The sequence below is a fragment of the Pantoea sp. R13S299 genome (assembly GCF_048515925.1).
Taxonomy (GTDB): Bacteria; Pseudomonadota; Gammaproteobacteria; order Enterobacterales; family Enterobacteriaceae; genus Pantoea.
On sequence record NZ_JBLYEF010000003.1, the window covers coordinates 14,820 to 35,712 of the forward strand.

Genomic DNA, 20,893 nt, shown 5'->3' on the forward strand with positions numbered 1-20,893 from the left:
CATTTTCTCCTTACAGCGCCTGAATACGCGCCCAGATGCTTTCATCCACTGGAATGCCAAGGCGCTGGTTTTCAGCCCGCAGCGGTGGAAACTTGTCGCCGGGCAGGCGAATTGCCTGCTCGCTGTCGGCCCGTTCCGCGTTGATGACGGATGCACGGATGCGGTCGAGTTTGTGCTGGCGGGTGTCACCATCAATCAGCTTGTCTACATCAATCGCGATAAAGACCTGCGAGATGCCGAATTCATCACCGTTGTCGTGGGTGACTTCGGTGACGGATGCACCGTTGGAGAGGAGAGTGGCCAGCATGTCCAGCACCACCGACAGCGCGGAGCCTTTCCAGTAACCCATGGGTAAGATGCGGCGGTTTTGCTCAAGGGTGGCCGGGTCGCGGGTGTAATAGCCTTCGTCATCGAACCCGCCGTCGACCGGCAGGCTTTTACCGGCCAGACGATTCACTTCCAGCATGCCGTAGGAGAACATCGACATCGACATATCCACCATGGTGATCGGCTCGCCCGGCACGGCGATAATCAGCGGGTTAGTGCCGATAGCCCCGCTTTTCGCGCCCCATGGCGGCATCACGGCAATTGAATTCGTCCAGCAAATCCCCACAAACCCTTTTTCCGCCGCCTGCCAGCCGTAGCTGCCGCCGCGCATCCAGTGATTAGCATTCCGCAACGCCACCAGCCCGATACCGTGCTCAGAGGCCACGGCCATGGCGCGATCCATCATGCTATGCGCGGTGATATTGCCGATGGCACGCTGTGCATCCCACTGCTCGATCGCGCCCAGCGACAGGACTTTTTGCGCGTCCGCATCGGGAACGATATGGCCTGCGTCCAGTTGCTGAATAAAACGCGGGAAGCGGTTTACTCCGTGGGAATAGACGCCGTTGAGACTGGTTTCGGTAAACATGCGCGCGCAGGCTTCGGCTTTATCCTGGGGCACCTTGCGACTCGTGAGTACGCGGAGAAACTCCTCATACAACTGCTGATAGCTGATTCTCATACGACTGATACTCCCGGCGTTGCCTTTAATTTCATAATGTGGAATGTCATTTCAACTAAATGCTATGGGTAAAAACAGTGCCAGTCAAAGAAATGACCTGAAAATTACTTAATAAAAATCAATTGGTTATATTTATTGGTGGCTTTTGTGATCTCAGGCTTTTTTGCCGGATTTTGCCCGCAGAAAACCCGTCAGCTCCCGATGAGTTGACATGATTGATACTTCGTCCCGTTCTGCCTTCCTGGCTGCTTTAGCGCAGTATTACCCGGTAGAGTGAGGTATTGGCCGTGATATAGAGTTCATTGTTATCGGGTCCACCAAGGGTGCAGTTGGATACCGTCTCGGGGATCGGGATTTTGCCTTTACGCGCTCCGTGGGCGTCGAAAATAATGACGCCGTCGGCGCAGCTACAGTAGATGTCACCGTTGGCATCCACACAAAATCCGTCCGGAAAGCCCGGCGTGACATCGGCAAAAAATTGCCCGGGCGAGAGTTCCTGTCCTTCCACCCGGTAAACCCGGAGCTGATGACGTCCCAGCGTCGGGAAGTCCACCACCGACATATCGGCCACATAAAGCAGGCTTTCATCGGGAGAGAATGCCAGCCCGTTAGGGCGCTGCAGATCGCTGGCCGCAATACTGAGCTGCCCGCTACCGGGGTCATAGCAGTAGAGATAGCAGCCAATCACCTGACTGGGCGCCAGATAGCCTTCGTGATCGTTAACGATTCCGTAAGGCGGATCGGTAAACCAGATCGTGCCATCAGAACGTATCGCCAGATCGTTGGGCGAGTTAAAGCGTTTGCCCTCGACTTTATCGATCAGCACGCTGACTGAGCCGTCTGCTTCGGTCCGGCTGATCGCCCGACGGCCATGTTCGCAACTGACGACTCGTCCCTGACTATCCCGGGCATTGCCGTTGGCATAGTTAGAATGCTGTCGCCAGATGCTGAGTTCACCGTTGCGCTGCCAGCAGTACATGCGGTTGCCTTTCACATCGCTGAATACCACCGCATCCAGCTGCGGGAGCCAGACCGGGCCTTCGGCCCAGGTGGCAGGGGAACACAGTTTTTCTACCTGCATGCTGCTGGCCTCCGTTACTTCACGCCCCAGATGGTTTTGTAATGATCCTGATAACCATTTGCCGGATCGTAATTGTTCTGCGGTCCGCCATCCTGGCTGATATTTTCCTGGGTAATCAGATGCGCGGGTGTCACATAGCCTGAAGAGGGCTGACCGGCGAAGGCGCGGTTAAACTCATCCAGCAGTTGCCAGCCGTGCAGTTTCAACGGTTCAGCCACGGTAGCGACCTGGCTTTCCCCATTGCGAATGCGCTGGAAGGCTGAGATAGATCCATCGCCAGCGGAGATATTGTAAGGTGCGTTTTTGCCGCCTTTGCCTGCGGTTTTCAGCGCCGGTGCCATAAAGTCGAAATAGAGATCGTTAATGGCCAGCGAATACTGCCAGCGGTCGCCGTACTTCTGTAACAGGCTGAAGGTCAGCGAAGGCATACGGTTAGAGGTATCGGCCAGCGGCGTATCGATAAAATCGATGACCTTACACTCGCTGCATTTCTCAATTTCCTGCTTCATCGCATTGGCTTTATCCAGCGCGATTTTATACAGCGAGTCGGTAAAGATAATGACCTGAGCTTTGCCACCCGATTTCACCACAGCGTACTGTGCCGCCAGGCGGGCAACGTCGTTTGAGTCCGAGGTAATGTTATCCGTAATGCCGTACTGCTTAATCGGCCCCGGCGCGGGTTCCGCATGCCATGCCATCAGCACAATCTTTTGCTGCACGGCTTTTTTGAGCGGCATTTTGGCGACGTTCGGGTTCCAGCCGCCAATAATGATACCGTCCGGACGCTGGGCGATGGCCTGATTCAGTGCAGCAAGCTGATCCTTCACCGATCCCGCGCCGTCCAGCGTATCCAGCTTCCAGCCCGCGACTTTTGCCGCCTCGCTGAGCCCTTGCTGAACGCCCTGCACGCCGCCGTTTTTCATATCGGAGGCGATAAAAATCAGCTTCTTATTCGCCTGGAGCTTCGGACCTGTGGTGGGACCGTCCCAGGTGGTGGCGCTGGACGTGGCTTTGGCGACGGCCGCCGTAGCCTGTTCCAGATAGCTGTCTGCGTGAGCGGGCAAAGAGGCTACCAGCATGGCAACGAGAGAAAGACCAAATACCGGATTTTTCATAATGAGTTCCCTGGTGTGATGGTTTTTTGCTGTGGGTCAGGTGTGGTCGCTGGCGTGCTCTGACTGCGCACGACGGCTTTTTGGTTCAGCATACGGCGACGCTGGGCGTAGCCGGCAAGCGTTATCGACAGCAGCAGCGTGGCACCGTTAAACAACGGCTCTACCCAGAAGGCGCCACCAAATTGCTGGATACCGGCGATACCGATCGCCAGAATCGCAATCCCGACCACCGTGCCCCAGACGTTAACCCGGCCCGGACGGATGGTGGTGCTGCCAAGAAAAGCGCCCACCAGGGCAGGCAGCAGGTAATCCATGCCGACGCTGGCCTGGCCGACGCCCTGTTCCGCGGCAATCAGCACGCCGCTGAAGCCGGTAATAACACTGGAGGCGATAAAGGAGCCAATGACGTATTTGTTAACGGCAATACCGTTCAGTCGGGCCGCCACGGGGTTGCCGCCCACGGCGTACATGCATCTGCCCAGCGGCGTATGCTCAGTGACCAGCCATAACACCAGCGCCAGGCCCAGCACGTAGAATGCGCCAATCGGGATGCCAAAGATTTCGGTGCTGTGCAGCGCGCTGAACGCATCCGGCAGATCACCCACAATCTGACGGCCTCCGGAGTGCCAGAGTGCGATGGCATACAGCACCGTGCCGGAACCGAGCGTAGCGACAAAGCTGTCAATGTCTGCCAGCGCCACCAGAATGCCGTTTAGCAGGCCATACAGCGCTGACAATACCAGCACCGTCAGCACCGCCATCTGCCATGAGAATCCATATTCCACCTGCAGCGTAATGGCCAGAATGTGCCATAGCACAATGCCAAAGCCGACGTTCAGGTCGATTTTGCCCACGATCATCGGCAGGGTGGCCGCCAGCGCCAGCAGGGCAATTTTCGCCTTACTGGACAGTATCGCTTGCACGGTCAGCATCGAGGCAAAGGTGGGTGACAGCGCTGAAAAAATTATCGCTAACAGCACGCACAACAACAGTAAGCCGTAGCGGGTGAGGACCTGCATCGACCACGGCGCAAAGCCATGCTGCGCAAGGCTGACCCGTTGTTCGAGTGCGGTAGATTTCACCGAGGTTTTAGACATATCGTTTCTCCTGACTGCCTGTTCAGACGGTAGCTAATGGGGCAGCAGAACTGGCGGAGGCCAGCTCCAGTAAACCTGCAAAGGTAACCTGTTCATTTCTCAGTTCACCCACCACCTGGCCCCGGTTAAATACCAGGGCGCGGTTGCAGATGTGAGCAATTTCTTCAAGGTCATTGGAAATCACCAGCACCGCCACGCCGTCAGCGAGGGCTTTATTCAGCAGGTGATAAATTTCTTCACGAGCGCCGACGTCGACACCCGCAGTGGGATCTTCGAGGATCAGCAGCGGCGCGTTGAGGTGCATCCAGCGTGCCATTACCACTTTCTGCTGGTTACCACCGGACAGAGCGCTGATATCCAGGTTCACGTCTTTGGGACGCACATCGAACAGCTGGACTTTCCACCAGCTGGCCCCGATCTCAGCGCGACGGCCGTAATGGGAGAACAGCCGATGACCGCTGGCGCAGGGATTAACAAACAGGTTCTCGCGCACGCTCATCGACATCACCAGGCTTTCGCCGGTGCGGTCGCCCGCCACAAACGAGATGCCTGCGGCCATCGCATCACGCGGAGAGCGCGAGTGGCAGGGTTTGTCGCGGAAAATCACCTGCCCGCGGGTGGACTGCTTCAGACCAAACAGCATCCGGCCAATCTCCTCCTGACCGGCACCGCGCAGTCCTGCCAGTGCCAGCATTTCGCCGGGTTGCAGGCTGAAAGAGACCGGACCGACTTCATCAATGCACACCTGATCCAGCATCAGCACAGGCGGGCGCGCCTCAGGCAGGGCAAGACGCTGATTGCTTTCCAGCGCTTCGCCTACAATCATTTCGACAAGATCGTGAAGCTTGTAATCTGCCGTGACACCCTCCGCCACGCGTTTACCGTCACGCATCACGCAGATACGGTCAGCAATCTCAATCACCTCATCCAGGCGATGTGTCACATAAATCATGCCGACGTTGCGGCTTTTCAGGCGTTCGATTACGCCAAACAGATGACGCACGTCATTGGCAGGCAGCGAGGCGGTCGGTTCATCCAGCACCAGCACTTCCGCGTTTACCGCCACGGCACGGGCAATCGCCAGCAGCGACTTCTCCGTGCGCGACAGTTCAAAGACGCGTGCATCGGGATCCAGCTGAATCCCCACTTCTTCCAGGGCCAGGCGTGCGCGTTCACGCACCGCCCGCCAGTTAACCAGCCCAAAACGGCGGCTGAATCCCATGACCAGCGCCATATTTTCCGCCACGGTCATCCACTCAATCAGCCCAAGATCCTGATGAATAAACGCAATGGGTTGGGTGGTTGCGGTTTTCAGCGCGGCGGCGGATGCTATGGCGTTGCCCTGAAAGGTCATTTGCCCTTCATCGCTGGTGTACACGCCAGCCAGCACTTTGATCAGCGTGGATTTACCCGCCCCGTTTTCCCCCAACAGCGCCACCACTTCGCCGGGGAAGACCTCCAGGCTCACATCGTTAACCGCGGCGTTACCGCCGAAGCGCTTAGTGATATGGCTGAGTGTAAGAACCGGTTTATCCGGATGAGGTTGCATACCTGCCTCCCGTGACGCCTGAAGAGTATCGACAGCAAGAGCGGCGACCGCTCATTGCTGATTTCAACATGTGAAATAGCATTCCAAAAAATACTATTCCTGACGCGGGGGAAAAGCAAAGAAGCAGCATGGATATTTATGCAGCAGAAACAGCAGGTTAAAATATTGTTTTGAATTTGTGATGAACGGCGCATTTCTGTCAGGACGTAACCGACGTGTCCAGCCACACTAAAAAAGCTTAAGATTCCCTGCAGGTATGTCATGAGTTAACATCATGCGAAAGCGCGTGCAGGCAGTAAAAAACGGAGAGGGCAGGTTGATGGCGGTTAAAGTGGATAAAGAAAAGGATACGAAGAGCGAAAAGCCATCAGGGACACAGAGCCTGTTTCGTGGCCTGCAATTAATTGAGTTGCTGAGTAATTATCCTAACGGTTGCCCGCTGGCCCATCTTTCTGAACTGTCCGGCATGAACAAAAGCACCGTACACCGCCTTCTGCAGGGGTTGCACAGCAGTGGATACGTTACCCAGGCACCTTCCCCCGGAAGCTATCGCTTAACCACCAAGTTTATTTCCATCGGTCAGAAGGCGCTGTCATCGCTTAATATTATTCACGTTGCCGGGCAACATCTGGAAAAACTGAATCTGGATGTCGGTGAAACTGTGAACTTCTCCAGCCGTGAAGATGACCATGCTGTACTCATCAATAAATTAGAGCCGACGACGGGCATGATGCGCACCCGCGCCTATATCGGTCAGCATATGCCGCTGTACTGTTCGGCAATGGGCAAAATTTTCCTGGCCTGGGGTAGCGAAGAGTACCTGTTTAAATACTGGCAAACTCATCAGGATACGATTCAGCAACTGACGAAAAATACCATTACCACGCTGCCTGAGATGCAGCAGGAACTTAACGATATTCTTCAGCAGCGCACCGCGATGGATCGCGAAGAAAATGAACTGGGCGTCACCTGCATTGCCGCGCCTGTGTTTGATATTCAACAGCGCGTACCTTATGCGGTATCGGTCTCGCTGCCGACAGCGAAGCTGCAACTGATTGGCACTAAGAACCTTACGGCCAGAGTGGTGGCGACAGCCCAGGCGATTTCTGAAGAACTCGGCAGCAAGGTCTGAATTAAAAGAGATTATGTACCGACCTGAATATTCTGATAACTACTGTCAGCAGACTGCAAATTCTTACTCCGGTACGCGATCCATTCCGGCCAGCAATGTTCAGGATTGATATCAAAATAACCCCGGCATTCAGCCATGGTGAAGGCAACATCACGTGGCACTTCGATACAGGTGGCATTATCGCGGATGTGGCTGACCTCATCCTCTGTAAGCGGACTTCCCTTCTCATTCTCATTTTTCATCAGTAATGGGATGAGGGCAGGGATATAAACGATACTCATTAGTCATTTCCCTTAATGTTGAACGTCCACGTCGGCAGGAGGTCATCAACGTGTGACCTCTCCGTTAGGCTGTGAGTCACGTTCCGGAAGTGACGACTTCCTGAAATAGTGCGATTCATAGTTGTTCCAGTGCCGCGAGGCTCTTTAATAAATTGAGGTTGCCCTGACAGGCAGGGTTGAATTCCTTTCATTACTTCTTCCGTTTTGTTCTTATTCACTTGTTATATTTTCGACAAAAATCACGATATCTTCAGCTGGATATGAAATATTTTTCAAATTGACTTAAGTTATTATTGGCAGGCTGTCTTTATGTGTTGCGGGGTGGTGTAAGGACTATTAATGCAGAATAGCAGCAGTGTCGATTAATTTGACTTACTGGGACTAAAGTCCGGTGAAATTATGGATATCGCGCTGCCAACAGGCTGGTCAGTTGCGAAATTAATGTCGTGACGCGCGCCTGTTAACGCGATAAAACATCCAGGTTAGATTATTAAACTGAATTCAGGAGCTTCCTTTGCAGCCAGACACTATGCGGTTGTTCGTTCGCCCGATCACGCCATCAGATGCCGATGATCTTTTCAGAATCTATGGCGATCCTGCGACGAACACGTTTAATCCCGCCGGTCCGCATCAGGATATTCATCATTCACGGGATGTCCTGTCCCGCGCGATCCACCACTGGGAATCCCATGGTTTCGGCACCTGGGCTATCTCGCTCCGGGAAAATCTTGACAGAATCATTGGTTTTGGCGGATTGAGCATCAGAAACTTTGCCGATATCACGATCAACAATCTGGGTTATCGGTTTTCAACTGAATCCTGGGGAAAAGGGCTTGCGACGGAGTTTGCGAACTATGCGGTCGGGTATGGATTCAATGCGTTAAAGCTGCCTGAGATATCTGCTGTTGTGAGGGCGAATCACCTGGCTTCGCAAAACGTTCTGATCAAAGCCGGACTCAGGCATGTTCGGGATATTCATGATGTCGAAAATGCGCCTGCCAGCATGCTGTTCAGGCTGAGCCGGAATGAATGGAATCCGAAAGCAGGATGAAGCGCTAATATCAGTTTTTGTCAGTGCCATCACGGTTGCTCAGTTTGACCCCAAACACGCAGAAACCCAGTAACTCTTTTGCCTCATCTTCCACTCGCGTCACCATGACAAGATCCGACGAACCGTCAGGCAGTACCACCTCATAAGGAGGATAGGGAAGTCCTTTTTTGCGGAACTCCTGCAGCCAGAGTAATTTGTCGGCCTGTGACGGGATCACTTCATAAATATATTTATGAATAAGGTCATGCGGGGCCCAGCCGACCCTTTCGGCAAACGTGTCACTTGCATCCACAATCACCAGATCTGGATCCAGAAAGCAAATGGATGTGCCGGGAACAGCATACATGGATGATATCTGATGGGCTCGCTGATCGAGAGAAAGCCGCGCAACCCGTCGGTTAAAACCTTTATCAGTGGCTGTGGTGAGCATTAAGCCGCTTTCTGTGGCTGAAACTGGCTTTCCGAACAGATAGCCCTGCGCATATAAACAACCAATTCCCCGTAACATTTCAGCCTGCTCATCCGTTTCAACCCCTTCAGCAATGACATCCATATCCAGGCTACGGCCCAGCCCGACCACACTGGAAATAATTTTGCGGCTGTCTTTTTTGTCCAGCATGGATCGAATGAAGCTGCTATCAATTTTTAGGGTGTTTACAGGTAACTGAATCAGCCAGGCGAGACTCGAATAGCCTGTACCAAAGTCATCCAGTGCAATCGTACAGCCCATCTCTGACAAGGTTTCAATCTCTTTTCGGGCTGTATCTATGTCATTTAACAGGGCTGTTTCGGTTATCTCAATCTTTAGCCGTGCCAGATCAAACTCAGACTGTCTGGCAGTTTTTCTTATCGTTTCAGCCAGACATCTGCCATCAAGCTGAGAAGGAGAAACATTCATCGACAAAAAATTTTGTTCAGGCCACGTTGCCGCCGTTTTGAAACCCTGAACCATAAGACTGAGCATCAGTTCGTCCAGTAAACCCGCTCGTTCCATAGCCGGAATGAAGTCTGCCGGAGGCGTGATCGTGCCCTCCGGCGAAATGTGCCGCGCCAGCATTTCAAATCCCATCACACGCAGATCTTCCAGTGAAACTATCGGCTGGAAAAATGGATGAAATTCTCCTCTTTTAATACGCTGCTGCAAAAGTTCACGCGGCTCGTCATTCTTCACACCCTGTTTCATTTTATTCCTGTAAATACATAGCTTTCAGCCTGTTAACAGAAGTTCTGCAGAGTTCAGGCTTTATAAAATTAAGCAAGAAGGTGTAGGGCTGTTTTTTATTTTGTGTTTCCTGATATTACCTGCTGAGGAAAAATGTTTCGTAACATGAATATATTAAGCGCACCTTAACATTGTCAGCTCAATAATATTGCCAGGCGATCACTATAAAATTTATGCTGTTGAGAACATAATCCAGTGCTAATTATCGTTATCGGCTAAAACTAACTTTTCATTAAATTGTAGTAGCAGAATTCAGGGCCGTGCATCGCGCCGTGCCTGTGCTTATGGGCGCGTATCGGACATGGGGTTCAGAGTCAGGAAGCCATGAGCATGCTATAACGTGATTGACTGAAATTAATGGTTTTCGGAAGTACCACAAAATAGAGGTTTTTGATGGCCATTCATATTGTGATTCCAGATGATTATCAGCTTGCCACTCAGCAGCTAGATTTTCTTCAGCAGAATGAAAAATTTCAGTGCTCAGCATTAGGCGATCTCAGCAAGGATTCGATGGCTGATCATCAGTTATCCTCTGCCGAGGCATTAATTTTAATCCGGGAAAGAACCGTGATCGATGAAGCCTTTCTGCGTCGCACACCAAAACTTAAATTAATCAGTCAGACGGGCAAGCTTGCCAGAAATGTCGATATTGATGCCTGCACACGAGCGGGTGTCGCCATTGTAGAAGGGACTGGCTCCCCGGTTGCGCCTGCTGAGTTAACCTGGCTGTTGATCATGGCCTCCCGCAGGAAATTAGTCTCGTCGGTGAATGCAATGGAACAGGGGCACTGGCAAACAGAAATCGGCTCAGCGGTTAATATCCAGGTCATCGGCATTTTAGGTTACGGGAAAATAGGTAAACGTATCGCATCCTATGCGGCCGTTTTTGGAATGCAGGTACAAGTATGGGGAAGTCTGCGAGCACAGGAAGAGGCGCGTACTCACGGATGGAAGGTACCTGAGAGTCGCGAGCAATTTTTCGCCACAAGTGATGTGTTAACCGTGCACCAGAGGTTGGTGGCGACCACGGAAGGCAACATTACGCCAGCCGATCTTGCGCTGATGAAAAAAGATGCGTTATTCGTGAATACCAGTCGTGCTGAGCTTGTGGCTGAAGGCGCGTTGCTTAACGCCCTGAAACAGGGTCGGCCCGGCTTTGCGGCACTGGATGTTTATGAAGAAGAACCGCTCTACGACACGCAGCATCCTTACCTGCTAATGCCGAATGTCCTTTGTACGCCACATCTGGGATATGTCGAGAAGGCCAGCTATGAACTCTATTTCAGAACGGCGTTTGAGAATGTCGTGCGGTATTTTGAGGGCGATAGTTCACAGGTGATTAATGGTTGAAGCTTTTGGGGGAAATTGTCAGCTCACAACCTTGAGGGTTGCGGTGAGAACCAGTGCCCGCTTTACACAACCAGGGGGCACTGACCTTCAGAGCAAGCATCAAACTCTATTTACTCAATCTCTATCAGAACTAAATTCAGTAAAATTCATCTTTATGCTGATATCTGTATTCCTGCGTTATGCCTGTGTATCCATACGATGCGGCCTTGCAATCAATAATGTGTACATTAGATTGAGGGTGCAAATTACCAATAGTCCGTTCCATTGCCTGGTAGATAGCCTTCTGGTACGCCGCCTTCTGATCTTTGCTGCAGGTTTCATCCACAACAGTCACTTCAAGTCTGAAAGAGTTTTTTCCCCACTCAGTCAGGCTCTTGCCATCGATGAACCAGTCATCGTTATCGACGTGCCGTACTATGACCATCGTTTCAAAGCTATTTTTTTTTAAAACTTCACATGTGATCTGAGTCGCCAGGAGTACGCACTCTTTAGTTAACTTTTTATTACTTAATCCAGACAGTGTAAGCGTTATACCAGGCATATCATGTCCTTTATAGACGTCTCTTTTGATGTTTTTATGCAGTAACCAACTAAGGTATCCAGCCTCTTTCCACCATCAAAATGGCATAGTGGAGGATCGGGATGCAATGCGTTCTTTCCTTTTTTCGCTGACAGCTCATGAGACGTCGCGCTCATTGTTAACTTTGCTTTCAACTCATTAGTTGCGTTGCAGATGCCTGATTCGGGCTGTCAGGCAGCCGCAATAAAAAGCGTGTAAGCTCTTTAAGAGCCTTTTATGGAGAATAAAAGCAAATGAGAACGCCTGATTATCCCTCGCATGATTCAGATAAATGGTCACAGGTAGATGCCTGGTTTTCTGAGAAACTCGCACCACAGGATCCTGAACTGATTAATGCTCTTAATAACAACGCACAGCAGGGATTACCCACGCACGATGTCTCTGCTTTACAGGGCAAAATGCTATCCCTGTTTATTCAAATGTCACGTGCTGTCCGCGTTCTTGAAATAGGCACGCTTGGCGGCTACAGCACCCTATGGATGGCCAGGGCTCTGCCGCCACATGGAAGCGTGACGACGATTGAGTTCAATAAACATCATGCTGAAGTGGCCCGCCAGAATATAAGCAATGCCGGGCTTACGGAGCGCGTCATCTTGCTCACTGGCGCAGCGCTGGATGTTTTACCTACCCTTGAAGCTCCCTTTGACCTGATTTTTATCGACGCCGATAAAGTGAATAATCCACATTATCTTGAATGGGCAATGAGATTGTCGCACCCTGGCACTGTCATCGTCGGTGACAACACGGTGCGCGGCGGCAACGTCATTGATTCTGAAAGTTATGATCCCAATGTCACAGGCCTGCGAAAATTTATCCAGATGATCTCAGAAGATAAGCGTCTTGATGCTACGGCGCGTGGGTGAAAAAGGGTGGGATGGGTTCGTGATGGCTATCGTCAGGGCGGTATAGGTCGTCTCCAGAAATATAAAAATTATCAAAAACTCACAATATACATATTGCTGTCGAGGCTTTTCCTGAAGCTGATTTTACTGATGTAGTCAGTGATATTGAGCATTTTTGCTCTTCACTGCAGGCGGGCCAGATAGCAGCACGCCAAAGTTAAAATGCGCCGGAGCGTCTTCAACCTCTGCTTCACATGCCATTGCGATAAGGATCTTTTACCAGTGCCACGGCAAGCGCCCATCCAGCAATGCGGTGAAACCTCCAGCAGATTCACCGCTTGTCTGGCGGATGTAGCCAGTGAAGGCGCAATACACTCTCCCAAAATTCGAGCTGTTTGCTTACAAACTCCTTTGCGTCCCGGTGACATCCAAAAATAATCATTGCATCTTGCTTACGCCTATTTTAGTATTTACTTAATTTAGAAAACGCTAAAGTAATAAAATGAAAAACAGTCAGCTTGTCCGGTTGCAGGAGAGCGCTTCGCTGGCCACGACGTTGCTTAAATCCATGAGTAACAGCAATCGGCTTTTGATCCTCTGCATCCTTATCGAAAATCCCGGCACATCGTCAGGGGAGTTGGCGCAGCAGAGCGGCCTGACGCCTTCTGCCACGTCTCAGCATCTGGCGAAAATGAAAGAGGACGGTCTGATTGAGTCTTCGAGGGTGGCGCAAAGGGTGAACTATTTCATTAAAGACGACGCGGTCAAAAAAGTGGTGTCCACGTTAAAAGAGATTTACTGCCCGGAGGATTTTAAATGAAGCCAGAGACACTCTCGCCGTTGCAAGCCAGTCAGCTCATCGAAGAGGGGGCGGTTCTGGTCGATATCCGCGATCGTACTGATTATCTGAGAGAACACATTTCGCAAGCGATCTCTCTGCCGCTGACAGAAATCACCACAGGTAAAACTGTCGAAGGTTCAGGCGAGCAGCCCGTGATTTTTCACTGTCAGGCAGGCATGCGAACCTCCAATAATGCTGACGAACTCATGAAAGCGGTCAGTTCCGGGAAAGTGTTCCTGATGTCAGGGGGTATTAATGCGTGGAAGGGCGCCGCACTCCCGACTGTTGAAGATAAAAAACAACCTTTGCCCGTCATCAGACAGGTTCATATTACCGCAGGCATTCTTATTCTTCTGGGTGTGATAGCGGGATACGCTGTGGATAGCCGACTCTTTTTGCTCTCAGGGTTTGTCGGCGCAGGATTAGTTTTCTCCGGAGTCAGTGGCTTCTGCGGGATGGCGACTCTGCTGCAAAGAATGCCCTGGAACAGAGCAGCTAAATAAATGCCGGCTCTTTTATCAAATAATGCTCGCAGCGCCTGCTGCTGGCATAAGTCAGTCTCCTGCCTCTTTGCGTCATATAAGAATCGTCGCATCTGATACGTTTCATTACTGCAATTCCCTTGCCCGCTGCCGATAACCTGATTAAGTACCAGCGAGCCATAGATACGGAACGTCGGTGATAACCCAACAAATCAGACGTGAGGTCTTCTATGTATCGGAACAGGAAAATGAAATTAAGCGGCATGCTCACCGGAGCATTCCTGGCTGTCATCTTAACGGGTGTATTCGTGACGGGCTTTGCCGGATTTAAACTCAACACGGCCAGCGATCAGCAGGAATTAACGCGGGCGCGACTGGGTGATCTTCAGGCTCTCCAGACGCTCAAAGACAACTTAACTCAGCAAACGGCACTTTTACTGTCCGTGGCTTCAGGCAACCAGCCTCAGGCAGAGGAGAAACTAAAAACGCAGTTCTTTGCATTGCAGACCAACAGCGACAGTACCACTGCGCATTTCCGGGAACTGATCAACGGTGCCAAAAATATTCCTGGGATCAATCTTGCTGAAGTTGAAGAGGCCTCCACACAACTGAATAAAATTGAAGTCGCAACGGGACCGCTTCAGCAGGCAGAGAAAAACCTGTTTATGCCTGATGCCGTTCAGTTCCCTGAAAAACTTCGTGGCGAACTGATTCCTGCGCTTTCTAATTACCGCACTGCGGTGGATGGGATGGTTGATTATCAGGCGAGGGTCACGAGTAAAACGGCGGAAACGTCGACGCAGGCGCTCTCCGGTGTCTATATAACTCTGGCTGGCCTGACGACGCTATTTGTCATTATGGGATTTGTGATGAGCGCCCTGATTACCCGCTGGCTTAAGGTGCAGCTGGGTGGCGAACCTTCTCATGCGCAGGGCCTGGCCGCTGCGATTGCGGCGGGTGATCTGACGACGACCGTAACCCTTCGTCAGGGCGATACCGTCAGCATGATGGCGTCCCTGGATAGCATGCAGAACAATCTGCGCAACCTGGTTTCGCATATCAAAGACTCTTCCGCTTCGGTCGCGATGGCCGCTGATGAAATTTCACAGGGCAACACCGAACTCTCTTCCCGCACAGAGCAGCAGGCCGCCGCATTGCAGGAAACCGCTGCCAGTATTGAGCAGCTTACCGTCACGGTAAAAAGTAATGCAGCGGGCGCACAGCAGACCGCGGATTCAGCCCGCGAAACCGCTGCGCTGGCACGTTCGGGTGAACACGATATGCAGCGCATGTCAGAGACGATGAATGATATTTCAAAAAGCGCGGTGAAAGTCCGGGATATCACTTCTGTTATTGAAGGGATTGCCTTTCAGACCAACATCCTGGCGCTTAACGCTGCGGTCGAAGCCGCACGAGCGGGCGAGCAGGGTCGTGGTTTCGCCGTTGTCGCAGGTGAAGTCAGGACGCTGGCTCAGCGCAGTGCTACGGCAGCCAGAGATATTAAACATTTGATTGAAGAGGCTGTGGCGCAGGTTGAAAGTGGTGTCGTCGTAGCAACCGGAACCGGCAAGAGCATTCTGGATATCAATGCAATGGTCGGAAAACTTGCCGTTGCGATGGATAACATTTCACTGGCCTCTGCTGAACAGATGCAGGGCATTTCACAGGTCAGCATCGCAGTAAACGAGATGGATGGCGTCACGCAGAATAACGCCGCGCTGGTTGAGGAATCCTCTTCCGCATCCCAATCACTTTCAGCCCAGGCGCACTCTTTGCGTGAAGCAGTGAATGCCTTCCGCATTTAAATACCTGTTTATGATGAGCCCTCCTCTTGAGGGTTCATCACGTATCACTTCAGCCTGAACCCCCAGCTCAAAAAAAATTAAATTTTTTTGCATCCGTTTTGCTCCCTCATTCGTATTAACAGATAAGGGCACTCTGGCCCTGTCCGTTAACTCAATAGGGGAAGTGAAAATGAAACCATTCCTGCCAACTCTGATTTTTTCTGCCTTAGTCTTCAGCGGCGCCTCTTACGCGGCCAGCATGAACAGCGACACGGTGATGGTCGGTGGTGCTGCCATGTACCCGTCGAAAAATATTGTTGAGAATGCCGTTAACTCGAAAGACCACACTACGCTTGTGGCCGCCGTTAAAGCTGCCGGACTGGTCCCGACGCTGGAAGGCAAAGGGCCGTTCACTGTGTTTGCACCAACTAATGCCGCCTTTGAAAAGCTGCCACAGGGCACCGTCGACTCCCTGCTTAAGCCAGAGAACAAACAAAAACTCACCAGCGTGCTGACCTATCATGTGGTCGCAGGAAAACTGGATATGAAAGCGCTGGAGAAAAAAATCAAAGCCGGTGGCGGTAAAGCCGAGCTGAAAACCGTCAATGGCGAATCGCTCTGGGTGATGGCGAACGGTCCGCACAACATTCAGCTTAAAGATGCGCAGGGCAATGTTGCCAGTATCACAACCTATGATGTGAACCAGAGTAACGGTGTGATTGACGTTATCGATACCGTACTGATGCCATAAAGCGTTACCTATACTGAGTGTGGCCACAGATTGCGTGGCTACACCATTTACAGGGAAGCCGATGACAAAAAATGTGCCTCACATTCAGGCCGACTTAATGAACCAGATAGCCTGTGGTGACAAAGCTGCTCTTGAGCAGCTTTACCGCGTCCTGTCGCCCCGACTTTATGCAATCATCCTGCGGATGGTCAGACGACGTGACTGGGCAGAAGAGATCCTGCACGACACCTTCATCCATATCTGGCAGTCGGCAAATTATTACGACGATAAGCGCAGTGAACCGCATATCTGGCTCAGCCACATCGCCAGAAATCGGGCGATTGATTTCCTGCGCAAGCATGAAAATCGATGCTGTTCGGTGGATGAAATCAGCGAAGCGGAAGCGGGTTTCCAGATGCCACTAGCATCGGATGGGAGCCATGCGGAGGCGCGTCGCCTTCAGCATTGCATGGCGCACTTACCTTCAGAACAGCGGCAGAGCATCTCGCTCGCCTACTATCGCGGCCTCTCACAGAGTGAGATTGCACTCTCCATGAGCCAGCCTGAAGGTACGGTGAAAAGCTGGATCCGTCGCGCGTTAATCCACCTTCGGGAGTGCATAGGCCTATGACTGCTCAGGAACACCATGATCTCACTGCGGCGGAATATGTGCTGGGTCTTACCGACGATGTGACACGTCACCGGCTGAATAAACGCCTTAATGACGACTCTGTTTTCGCCGCAGAGGTGCTGCGCTGGCAGAAAGCATTCAGCGGCATCGATCTTCTCACCCACGACGTTATGCCTCCCGCTGCGGTCTGGCCACGGATTGTGCAGGACCTTAACCGTAACGCTGGTGGCTCTGGCACGACATCAATCCGCAGGCAGCCTGGCTTCTGGCTCGGCTGGGGGCTGGCGGCGGCAATGGCGGGCATCCTCGTATACAACCAGGTGATTAAGCCGGATGCCCCGCATTCCCTGCAGCCGATTGCGGTACTCAGCGGCGCGCAGCCGAATGCACAGTTTGTGGTGAGTCTGGATAAGTCAGCGTCACTCATTCAGGTCGCCGCGCTGAACATCACGCTGCCTGAGGATAAAGCCCTGCAGCTCTGGCTGATCCGGGGCAGTGCTGCGCCACAATCGCTGGGACTGATCGATCACACCGACAGCAACGCTTTCCGGTTGCCGCCGGGAGAGTTGAATAATCAGACGGTACTGGCGGTAAGTCTGGAGCCGGTAGGGGGATCGAAACTCAGCGGGCCATCCGGGCCGGTGATTTTCCAGGGCAAGGTGACTTTGCTCTGATAGTAAATAGCTCCGGTTCAGGGGGAATGAAAAAAGAATGGAAATCCGGGACGCGATTGCGTCAGATGCGAAGAGCATCAGTAAGCTGATACATGAGGTGTCGGTGCAATGTAACTTTTCAGAGATGGAGCCCTGTCCGCAATGGTTTATCGAGAGCATAAAACCTGATGTGCTCCAGCGGTTGATCGTTTCAGATGACTATCTCTGGCTGATTGCCGTGGAAAAAAGTGAGGTAACAGGTGTACTCACCGTTTTCGAAAGCAATTTAGTGAAATACCTTTTTGTGCATCCGAAATTTCAGCGTAAAGGGGTGGCGAAGGCACTCTGGCAGCGGGTGACTCCGATGCTGCGTTCAGAAATCAGTGTACGGTCCTCACTCTTTGCCGTTCCCTATTATGAAAAACTGGGATTTAAAAAAGTGGGAGAGGTCAAATTTTTCAACGGCGTATCATTTCAGACAATGATGGCTCAGCACTGAATGAATAAGAGATTTTTAAGTTCTGTTTTTCTGCAATAAAACGGCCCGGCCACGCATTTTTAAAACCCGCTTATAAGGCGGGTTTATCCGTAACCCGCCTTCACCCTATTTAACGTCGTATGTTCCCCGTATTCAACTCGCTGATTTTCCGCGCCATCCCCGCCTGGTAATGCTAAAGCGGCGGATGCTTTGCAGCGTTTTTACATTTCATCTGCCTCTTTTTACGCCTTTTTTACAGGCCGATCGGTTTAATTAACGGACCGGGCGCTGATGCGCCTATCTTCAGGGAAGCCGTGGATGAAATTCATTAACAAGCCCCATTCATTACCGGGATGCAGCGATGCTGCAGTGGCTGATCTTGCTGAGCAGCAGCGCCTTCGCCTTATTTCACCCCGCAAATGGTTCAGAGATGCCATAGAGGCCAGCACCGATCCGGCACTGCTGAACACTCGGCTGATCTCACAGTGGCTGGGCGAATCGATACCGGATACCCGATCCCTGACTCTGGCGCTGAACAACAGCCTCTGTTTTGGACTGTATCGCAATGGCCGGCAGATTGGTTTTGCCCGCGTGGTGACCGATATGGCGGAGACCTGGGTAATCCGCAATCTGTACATCTCGCCGGAATATCGTTTTATCGGCCTTGGCTCATGGCTGCTGCACTGCTGTCTGACTCATCCAGGCGCCAGAGGCTGCCGGAGCATCATTGCGATGGGTGAGCCTGTGCCGGATTTCTTTGAACGCAATGGATTTATGGCTTTTCCTTCACTGCCTGGCGTCTACGTAACGAAGTTGCACGAAGGAGCTTACGACCCGATTTGTGCCAAAAGCGCCAGCCGGCATTAAGCCCAGGTGCATGCAGATGAGCGGTTTTATCCAGTTTATTATCCGACCTCCGATCAATAGCGGCTCGCTGCCAGGCAATGTTGCCTCTCCGCAGCGGGTTCTTAAGGAACACACCATGTCAGGCCTTATGCTTGTTTCTCATAATCAATGTCAACGTTCGACGCTTACTGCCGTTTATGAAGGCATACTTTCACGTCAGGGAGGCTTGTGGATTAGCTGGGATGGTGAGAGCACAGTGATACCTCACGATGCGTCGAGACCTTATGCTGTGCAGCAGGCAGGTCAGTATGACACCGTGACCTTCCCGTATACGCCGGGCGAGCTGAATGAGGGTTACCACAACTATATTCATAAAGGACTCTGGCCTGTTTTTCACCAGCGTCCGGACATGGCCCGATTTTCCACCAGCGGCTTTCAGGAATATAAAAATATTAATAAAGCCTATGCGCGCGCCATTTGTGAAAATGCCACACCCGACGATGTTATCTGGATTCAGGATTATCACCTGCTTGGCTGTGCTTCTTATATTCGGGAAGAAGGGCTGACCAACTCAGTGGGTATTTTTCTGCATCAGCCATTCCCGGCGGGCAGAATGTTTGAAACTATTCCCGAATGGCGCTGGCTCACTGACTCATTACTCTGTTGTGACCTGATTGGCTTTCAGACCGTGCAGGATATGAATAACTTCCTCGTCTGGCTGGAAAGCGAATTCAGACTGGAAAAACTGGAGGCGCAAAGCTTCCGTATTCATGGACGGATTATCCGCGTGGGTGTGTTCCCGGTGGGAATTGATCTTGACGATGTGCAGTGTCTGCGCGAGAGCAATAGCTGCACTTACATGGAGATACAGTGCCGCGAAAGTTTGCCAGAGAACACAGTGCTCAGCGGCGGTCACCTTGATGAAAGTTCAGGTCTGCCTTACCGCATCAGCACCCTGGAAGTACTGTTAAGAAGACATGATTGCTACCAGAAAAATATCACGCTGTTGCAGCTGGCCCCTCCGGCAGCCGGACACGCACATGATGCGTCTGAACTTGGCCATGCGCTGGAAGCACTGTGCGGCGAGCTGAATGGCGTGCATGGCACAATGAACTGGTATCCGGTGAACTATCTGACTCATGCCTACAGCCGGGAAGAGCAGGCCGGACTTTATCGTGCCTCACGCGTTGCGCTGGTAACGCCGTTAATGGCGGGCATGAGCCTGATGGCAAAAATGTATGTCGCCCTGCAGGATCCGAAAAACCCCGGCGTGCTCATCCTCTCGCAGTTTGCCGGTGCAGCCGAGCAGATGGAGGGAGCCATCATCGTCAATCCTTATGATCCTGACGCCATGGCCAGTGCGGTGCATCGCGCCCTGCAGATGCCGTTACATGAACGGCGAAGTCTGCATGCCCGTCTGATGAAAGGCCTGCATATGCACAACAGCCATCACTGGGCGGAGTCGTTTTTGCATATGCTGAACGCTGAGACAGCTATTCCGGAAGCCCTGCCGCCGCCAGCGTTTTTTCCGCGACTGAGCAGTAGCCGGGCGAGATACTGAGTTTCAGCGAGTAAAGAGAGCATTTCAGCAGTCGGCATTGCAGAAGATAAAGTCCATCGCATCATTTTATAAAATGACTCCCTGACTGTCGCAACCGCTCGTTGATAGCGATCAGTTCAGGGAGGTCATCTGGCGATAATAAGTCGAGAAAATGTCGTCGCACGCTTGCAGCATGAACCGGTCGGGCTTTGTCGAGGAGCAGACGACCTGCATCAGTAATTCCTACCGAAATACCTGATGGACTGTTGCGGTTTCGCTGCACAAGTCCCCGTGAAGACATACGCGAAAGCTGGTGTGAAAGCCGTGACTTGTCCCATTCGATGGTTTCCTGCAGCTCACGTTGAAGGAGCTCTTCATTTGGACTTTTGCTCAGTTCCATCAGGATCATGAAATCCTGATCGGACAGTCCGGTGGCTTCACTAATATCTCTGGCGATACGCCCCGTGATAAGTGCTGCCATCCGGCGATACCCACGCCATGCCAGCCACTCTTCGTCTGAAATCTCAGTGGTACTCATTAATTGCTCCACACCCGGGTTGATATGTCAACTTTGTGGTTATAGAGTATACGCTTTAACG

The 20,893-nt window shown here is 51.9% G+C and carries 21 protein-coding genes and 1 pseudogene; 13 read left to right on the top strand and 9 right to left on the bottom strand.

Features of this window, described 5'->3' with window-relative positions; translation table 11 throughout:
- Window positions 1-10: 10 nt before the first annotated feature.
- From yiaK to ACN1CO_RS14460, 5 genes are all read right to left on the bottom strand, one after another.
- Window positions 11-1,009, bottom strand: a complete 999-nt coding sequence (gene yiaK, locus ACN1CO_RS14440; RefSeq protein ID WP_419139523.1) for a 3-dehydro-L-gulonate 2-dehydrogenase — start codon at window positions 1,007-1,009, stop codon at window positions 11-13.
- 250 nt (window positions 1,010-1,259) lie between these two features.
- A complete protein-coding gene (locus tag ACN1CO_RS14445; protein ID WP_419139524.1) occupies window positions 1,260-2,090 on the bottom strand; it encodes an SMP-30/gluconolactonase/LRE family protein in 831 nt (276 codons plus the stop codon).
- A gap of 14 nt (window positions 2,091-2,104) precedes the next feature.
- Entirely contained in the window at window positions 2,105-3,205 is a 1,101-nt protein-coding gene (locus tag ACN1CO_RS14450; RefSeq protein WP_419139525.1) for a substrate-binding domain-containing protein, read from the bottom strand.
- Entirely contained in the window at window positions 3,202-4,302 is a 1,101-nt protein-coding gene (locus tag ACN1CO_RS14455; RefSeq protein ID WP_419139526.1) for an ABC transporter permease, read from the bottom strand. The genes ACN1CO_RS14450 and ACN1CO_RS14455 overlap by 4 nt, the downstream gene beginning before the upstream one ends.
- Before the next feature lie 22 nt (window positions 4,303-4,324).
- A complete protein-coding gene (locus ACN1CO_RS14460; RefSeq protein WP_419139527.1) occupies window positions 4,325-5,851 on the bottom strand; it encodes a sugar ABC transporter ATP-binding protein in 1,527 nt (508 codons plus the stop codon).
- A 319-nt stretch (window positions 5,852-6,170) separates the two neighbouring features.
- On the opposite strand from ACN1CO_RS14460, the gene ACN1CO_RS14465 reads away from it, so the two are divergent.
- On the top strand, window positions 6,171-6,983 hold the full coding sequence (locus ACN1CO_RS14465) for an IclR family transcriptional regulator (protein ID WP_419139974.1): 813 nt from the start codon (window positions 6,171-6,173) through the stop codon (window positions 6,981-6,983).
- Window positions 6,984-6,994: 11 nt separating this feature from the next.
- Here the strand turns inward: ACN1CO_RS14465 and ACN1CO_RS14470 are convergent, their stop codons facing one another.
- On the bottom strand, window positions 6,995-7,264 hold the full coding sequence (locus ACN1CO_RS14470; RefSeq protein ID WP_419139528.1) for a hypothetical protein: 270 nt from the start codon (window positions 7,262-7,264) through the stop codon (window positions 6,995-6,997).
- Window positions 7,265-7,793: 529 nt separating this feature from the next.
- Between ACN1CO_RS14470 and ACN1CO_RS14475 the strand changes: the two genes are divergently transcribed.
- Window positions 7,794-8,315, top strand: coding sequence for a GNAT family N-acetyltransferase (locus tag ACN1CO_RS14475; protein WP_419139975.1), 522 nt, complete (start codon window positions 7,794-7,796; stop codon window positions 8,313-8,315).
- Window positions 8,316-8,325: 10 nt separating this feature from the next.
- Here ACN1CO_RS14475 and ACN1CO_RS14480 read toward each other — a convergent pair whose 3' ends face one another.
- Complete coding sequence (locus tag ACN1CO_RS14480; protein WP_419139529.1) at window positions 8,326-9,498, bottom strand: EAL domain-containing protein; 1,173 nt, start codon at window positions 9,496-9,498, stop codon at window positions 8,326-8,328.
- Window positions 9,499-9,930: 432 nt separating this feature from the next.
- Between ACN1CO_RS14480 and ACN1CO_RS14485 the strand changes: the two genes are divergently transcribed.
- Window positions 9,931-10,887, top strand: a complete 957-nt coding sequence (locus tag ACN1CO_RS14485) for a D-2-hydroxyacid dehydrogenase family protein (protein WP_419139530.1) — start codon at window positions 9,931-9,933, stop codon at window positions 10,885-10,887.
- Between the two features lie 136 nt (window positions 10,888-11,023).
- Here the strand turns inward: ACN1CO_RS14485 and ACN1CO_RS14490 are convergent, their stop codons facing one another.
- Window positions 11,024-11,428 (bottom strand): tautomerase family protein, encoded by a 405-nt coding sequence (locus ACN1CO_RS14490; protein ID WP_419139531.1) that lies wholly within the window; start codon window positions 11,426-11,428, stop codon window positions 11,024-11,026.
- 272 nt (window positions 11,429-11,700) lie between these two features.
- Here ACN1CO_RS14490 and ACN1CO_RS14495 point away from each other — a divergent pair.
- The 10 genes and pseudogenes from ACN1CO_RS14495 to ACN1CO_RS14540 all read left to right on the top strand — a co-directional run bounded on the left by ACN1CO_RS14495 (window position 11,701) and on the right by ACN1CO_RS14540 (window position 20,315).
- Window positions 11,701-12,376 (top strand): annotated as a pseudogene (locus ACN1CO_RS14495) (O-methyltransferase).
- A 435-nt stretch (window positions 12,377-12,811) separates the two neighbouring features.
- Window positions 12,812-13,129 carry an ArsR/SmtB family transcription factor gene (locus tag ACN1CO_RS14500; RefSeq protein WP_419139532.1) on the top strand — a complete coding sequence of 106 codons (318 nt, stop codon included), beginning with the start codon at window positions 12,812-12,814 and terminating at the stop codon, window positions 13,127-13,129.
- Window positions 13,126-13,653 (top strand): rhodanese family protein, encoded by a 528-nt coding sequence (locus ACN1CO_RS14505; RefSeq protein WP_419139533.1) that lies wholly within the window; start codon window positions 13,126-13,128, stop codon window positions 13,651-13,653. The genes ACN1CO_RS14500 and ACN1CO_RS14505 overlap by 4 nt, the downstream gene beginning before the upstream one ends.
- A gap of 209 nt (window positions 13,654-13,862) precedes the next feature.
- Window positions 13,863-15,437, top strand: a complete 1,575-nt coding sequence (locus tag ACN1CO_RS14510) for a methyl-accepting chemotaxis protein (protein ID WP_419139534.1) — start codon at window positions 13,863-13,865, stop codon at window positions 15,435-15,437.
- Window positions 15,438-15,606: 169 nt separating this feature from the next.
- Window positions 15,607-16,167: a fasciclin domain-containing protein gene (locus tag ACN1CO_RS14515; RefSeq protein ID WP_090965204.1), complete on the top strand. Its 561-nt coding sequence runs from the start codon at window positions 15,607-15,609 to the stop codon at window positions 16,165-16,167.
- A gap of 61 nt (window positions 16,168-16,228) precedes the next feature.
- Complete coding sequence (locus tag ACN1CO_RS14520; protein WP_419139535.1) at window positions 16,229-16,777, top strand: sigma-70 family RNA polymerase sigma factor; 549 nt, start codon at window positions 16,229-16,231, stop codon at window positions 16,775-16,777.
- Window positions 16,774-17,451 (top strand): anti-sigma factor, encoded by a 678-nt coding sequence (locus tag ACN1CO_RS14525; protein ID WP_419139536.1) that lies wholly within the window; start codon window positions 16,774-16,776, stop codon window positions 17,449-17,451. Before ACN1CO_RS14520 ends, ACN1CO_RS14525 begins: the two co-directional genes overlap by 4 nt.
- 37 nt (window positions 17,452-17,488) lie before the next feature.
- Entirely contained in the window at window positions 17,489-17,929 is a 441-nt protein-coding gene (locus ACN1CO_RS14530) for a GNAT family N-acetyltransferase (protein WP_419139537.1), read from the top strand.
- Window positions 17,930-18,226: 297 nt separating this feature from the next.
- The gene (locus tag ACN1CO_RS14535; RefSeq protein ID WP_419139538.1) at window positions 18,227-18,775 is read left to right on the top strand and encodes a GNAT family N-acetyltransferase; all 549 of its coding nucleotides are present in this window, start codon (window positions 18,227-18,229) and stop codon (window positions 18,773-18,775) included.
- 115 nt (window positions 18,776-18,890) lie between these two features.
- Window positions 18,891-20,315 (top strand): alpha,alpha-trehalose-phosphate synthase (UDP-forming), encoded by a 1,425-nt coding sequence (locus ACN1CO_RS14540; RefSeq protein ID WP_419139539.1) that lies wholly within the window; start codon window positions 18,891-18,893, stop codon window positions 20,313-20,315.
- Between the two features lie 61 nt (window positions 20,316-20,376).
- On the opposite strand, the gene ACN1CO_RS14545 is transcribed toward ACN1CO_RS14540, so the two are convergent.
- On the bottom strand, window positions 20,377-20,832 hold the full coding sequence (locus tag ACN1CO_RS14545) for a MarR family winged helix-turn-helix transcriptional regulator (RefSeq protein ID WP_419139540.1): 456 nt from the start codon (window positions 20,830-20,832) through the stop codon (window positions 20,377-20,379).
- Between the last annotated feature and the right edge of the window lie 61 nt (window positions 20,833-20,893).

Coding starts and splice junctions, on each gene's coding strand:
- ACN1CO_RS14460 (WP_419139527.1), bottom strand. CDS start 5,851: ATGCAACCTCATCCGGATAAACCGGTTCTTACACTCAGCCATATCACT.
- ACN1CO_RS14500 (WP_419139532.1), top strand. CDS start 12,812: ATGAAAAACAGTCAGCTTGTCCGGTTGCAGGAGAGCGCTTCGCTGGCC.
- ACN1CO_RS14530 (WP_419139537.1), top strand. CDS start 17,489: ATGGAAATCCGGGACGCGATTGCGTCAGATGCGAAGAGCATCAGTAAG.
- ACN1CO_RS14540 (WP_419139539.1), top strand. CDS start 18,891: ATGTCAGGCCTTATGCTTGTTTCTCATAATCAATGTCAACGTTCGACG.
- yiaK (WP_419139523.1), bottom strand. CDS start 1,009: ATGAGAATCAGCTATCAGCAGTTGTATGAGGAGTTTCTCCGCGTACTC.
- ACN1CO_RS14490 (WP_419139531.1), bottom strand. CDS start 11,428: ATGCCTGGTATAACGCTTACACTGTCTGGATTAAGTAATAAAAAGTTA.
- ACN1CO_RS14520 (WP_419139535.1), top strand. CDS start 16,229: ATGACAAAAAATGTGCCTCACATTCAGGCCGACTTAATGAACCAGATA.
- ACN1CO_RS14515 (WP_090965204.1), top strand. CDS start 15,607: ATGAAACCATTCCTGCCAACTCTGATTTTTTCTGCCTTAGTCTTCAGC.
- ACN1CO_RS14535 (WP_419139538.1), top strand. CDS start 18,227: ATGAAATTCATTAACAAGCCCCATTCATTACCGGGATGCAGCGATGCT.
- ACN1CO_RS14465 (WP_419139974.1), top strand. CDS start 6,171: ATGGCGGTTAAAGTGGATAAAGAAAAGGATACGAAGAGCGAAAAGCCA.
- ACN1CO_RS14525 (WP_419139536.1), top strand. CDS start 16,774: ATGACTGCTCAGGAACACCATGATCTCACTGCGGCGGAATATGTGCTG.
- ACN1CO_RS14480 (WP_419139529.1), bottom strand. CDS start 9,498: ATGAAACAGGGTGTGAAGAATGACGAGCCGCGTGAACTTTTGCAGCAG.
- ACN1CO_RS14475 (WP_419139975.1), top strand. CDS start 7,794: ATGCGGTTGTTCGTTCGCCCGATCACGCCATCAGATGCCGATGATCTT.
- ACN1CO_RS14470 (WP_419139528.1), bottom strand. CDS start 7,264: ATGAGTATCGTTTATATCCCTGCCCTCATCCCATTACTGATGAAAAAT.
- ACN1CO_RS14455 (WP_419139526.1), bottom strand. CDS start 4,302: ATGTCTAAAACCTCGGTGAAATCTACCGCACTCGAACAACGGGTCAGC.
- ACN1CO_RS14445 (WP_419139524.1), bottom strand. CDS start 2,090: ATGCAGGTAGAAAAACTGTGTTCCCCTGCCACCTGGGCCGAAGGCCCG.
- ACN1CO_RS14545 (WP_419139540.1), bottom strand. CDS start 20,832: ATGAGTACCACTGAGATTTCAGACGAAGAGTGGCTGGCATGGCGTGGG.
- ACN1CO_RS14450 (WP_419139525.1), bottom strand. CDS start 3,205: ATGAAAAATCCGGTATTTGGTCTTTCTCTCGTTGCCATGCTGGTAGCC.
- ACN1CO_RS14485 (WP_419139530.1), top strand. CDS start 9,931: ATGGCCATTCATATTGTGATTCCAGATGATTATCAGCTTGCCACTCAG.
- ACN1CO_RS14505 (WP_419139533.1), top strand. CDS start 13,126: ATGAAGCCAGAGACACTCTCGCCGTTGCAAGCCAGTCAGCTCATCGAA.
- ACN1CO_RS14510 (WP_419139534.1), top strand. CDS start 13,863: ATGTATCGGAACAGGAAAATGAAATTAAGCGGCATGCTCACCGGAGCA.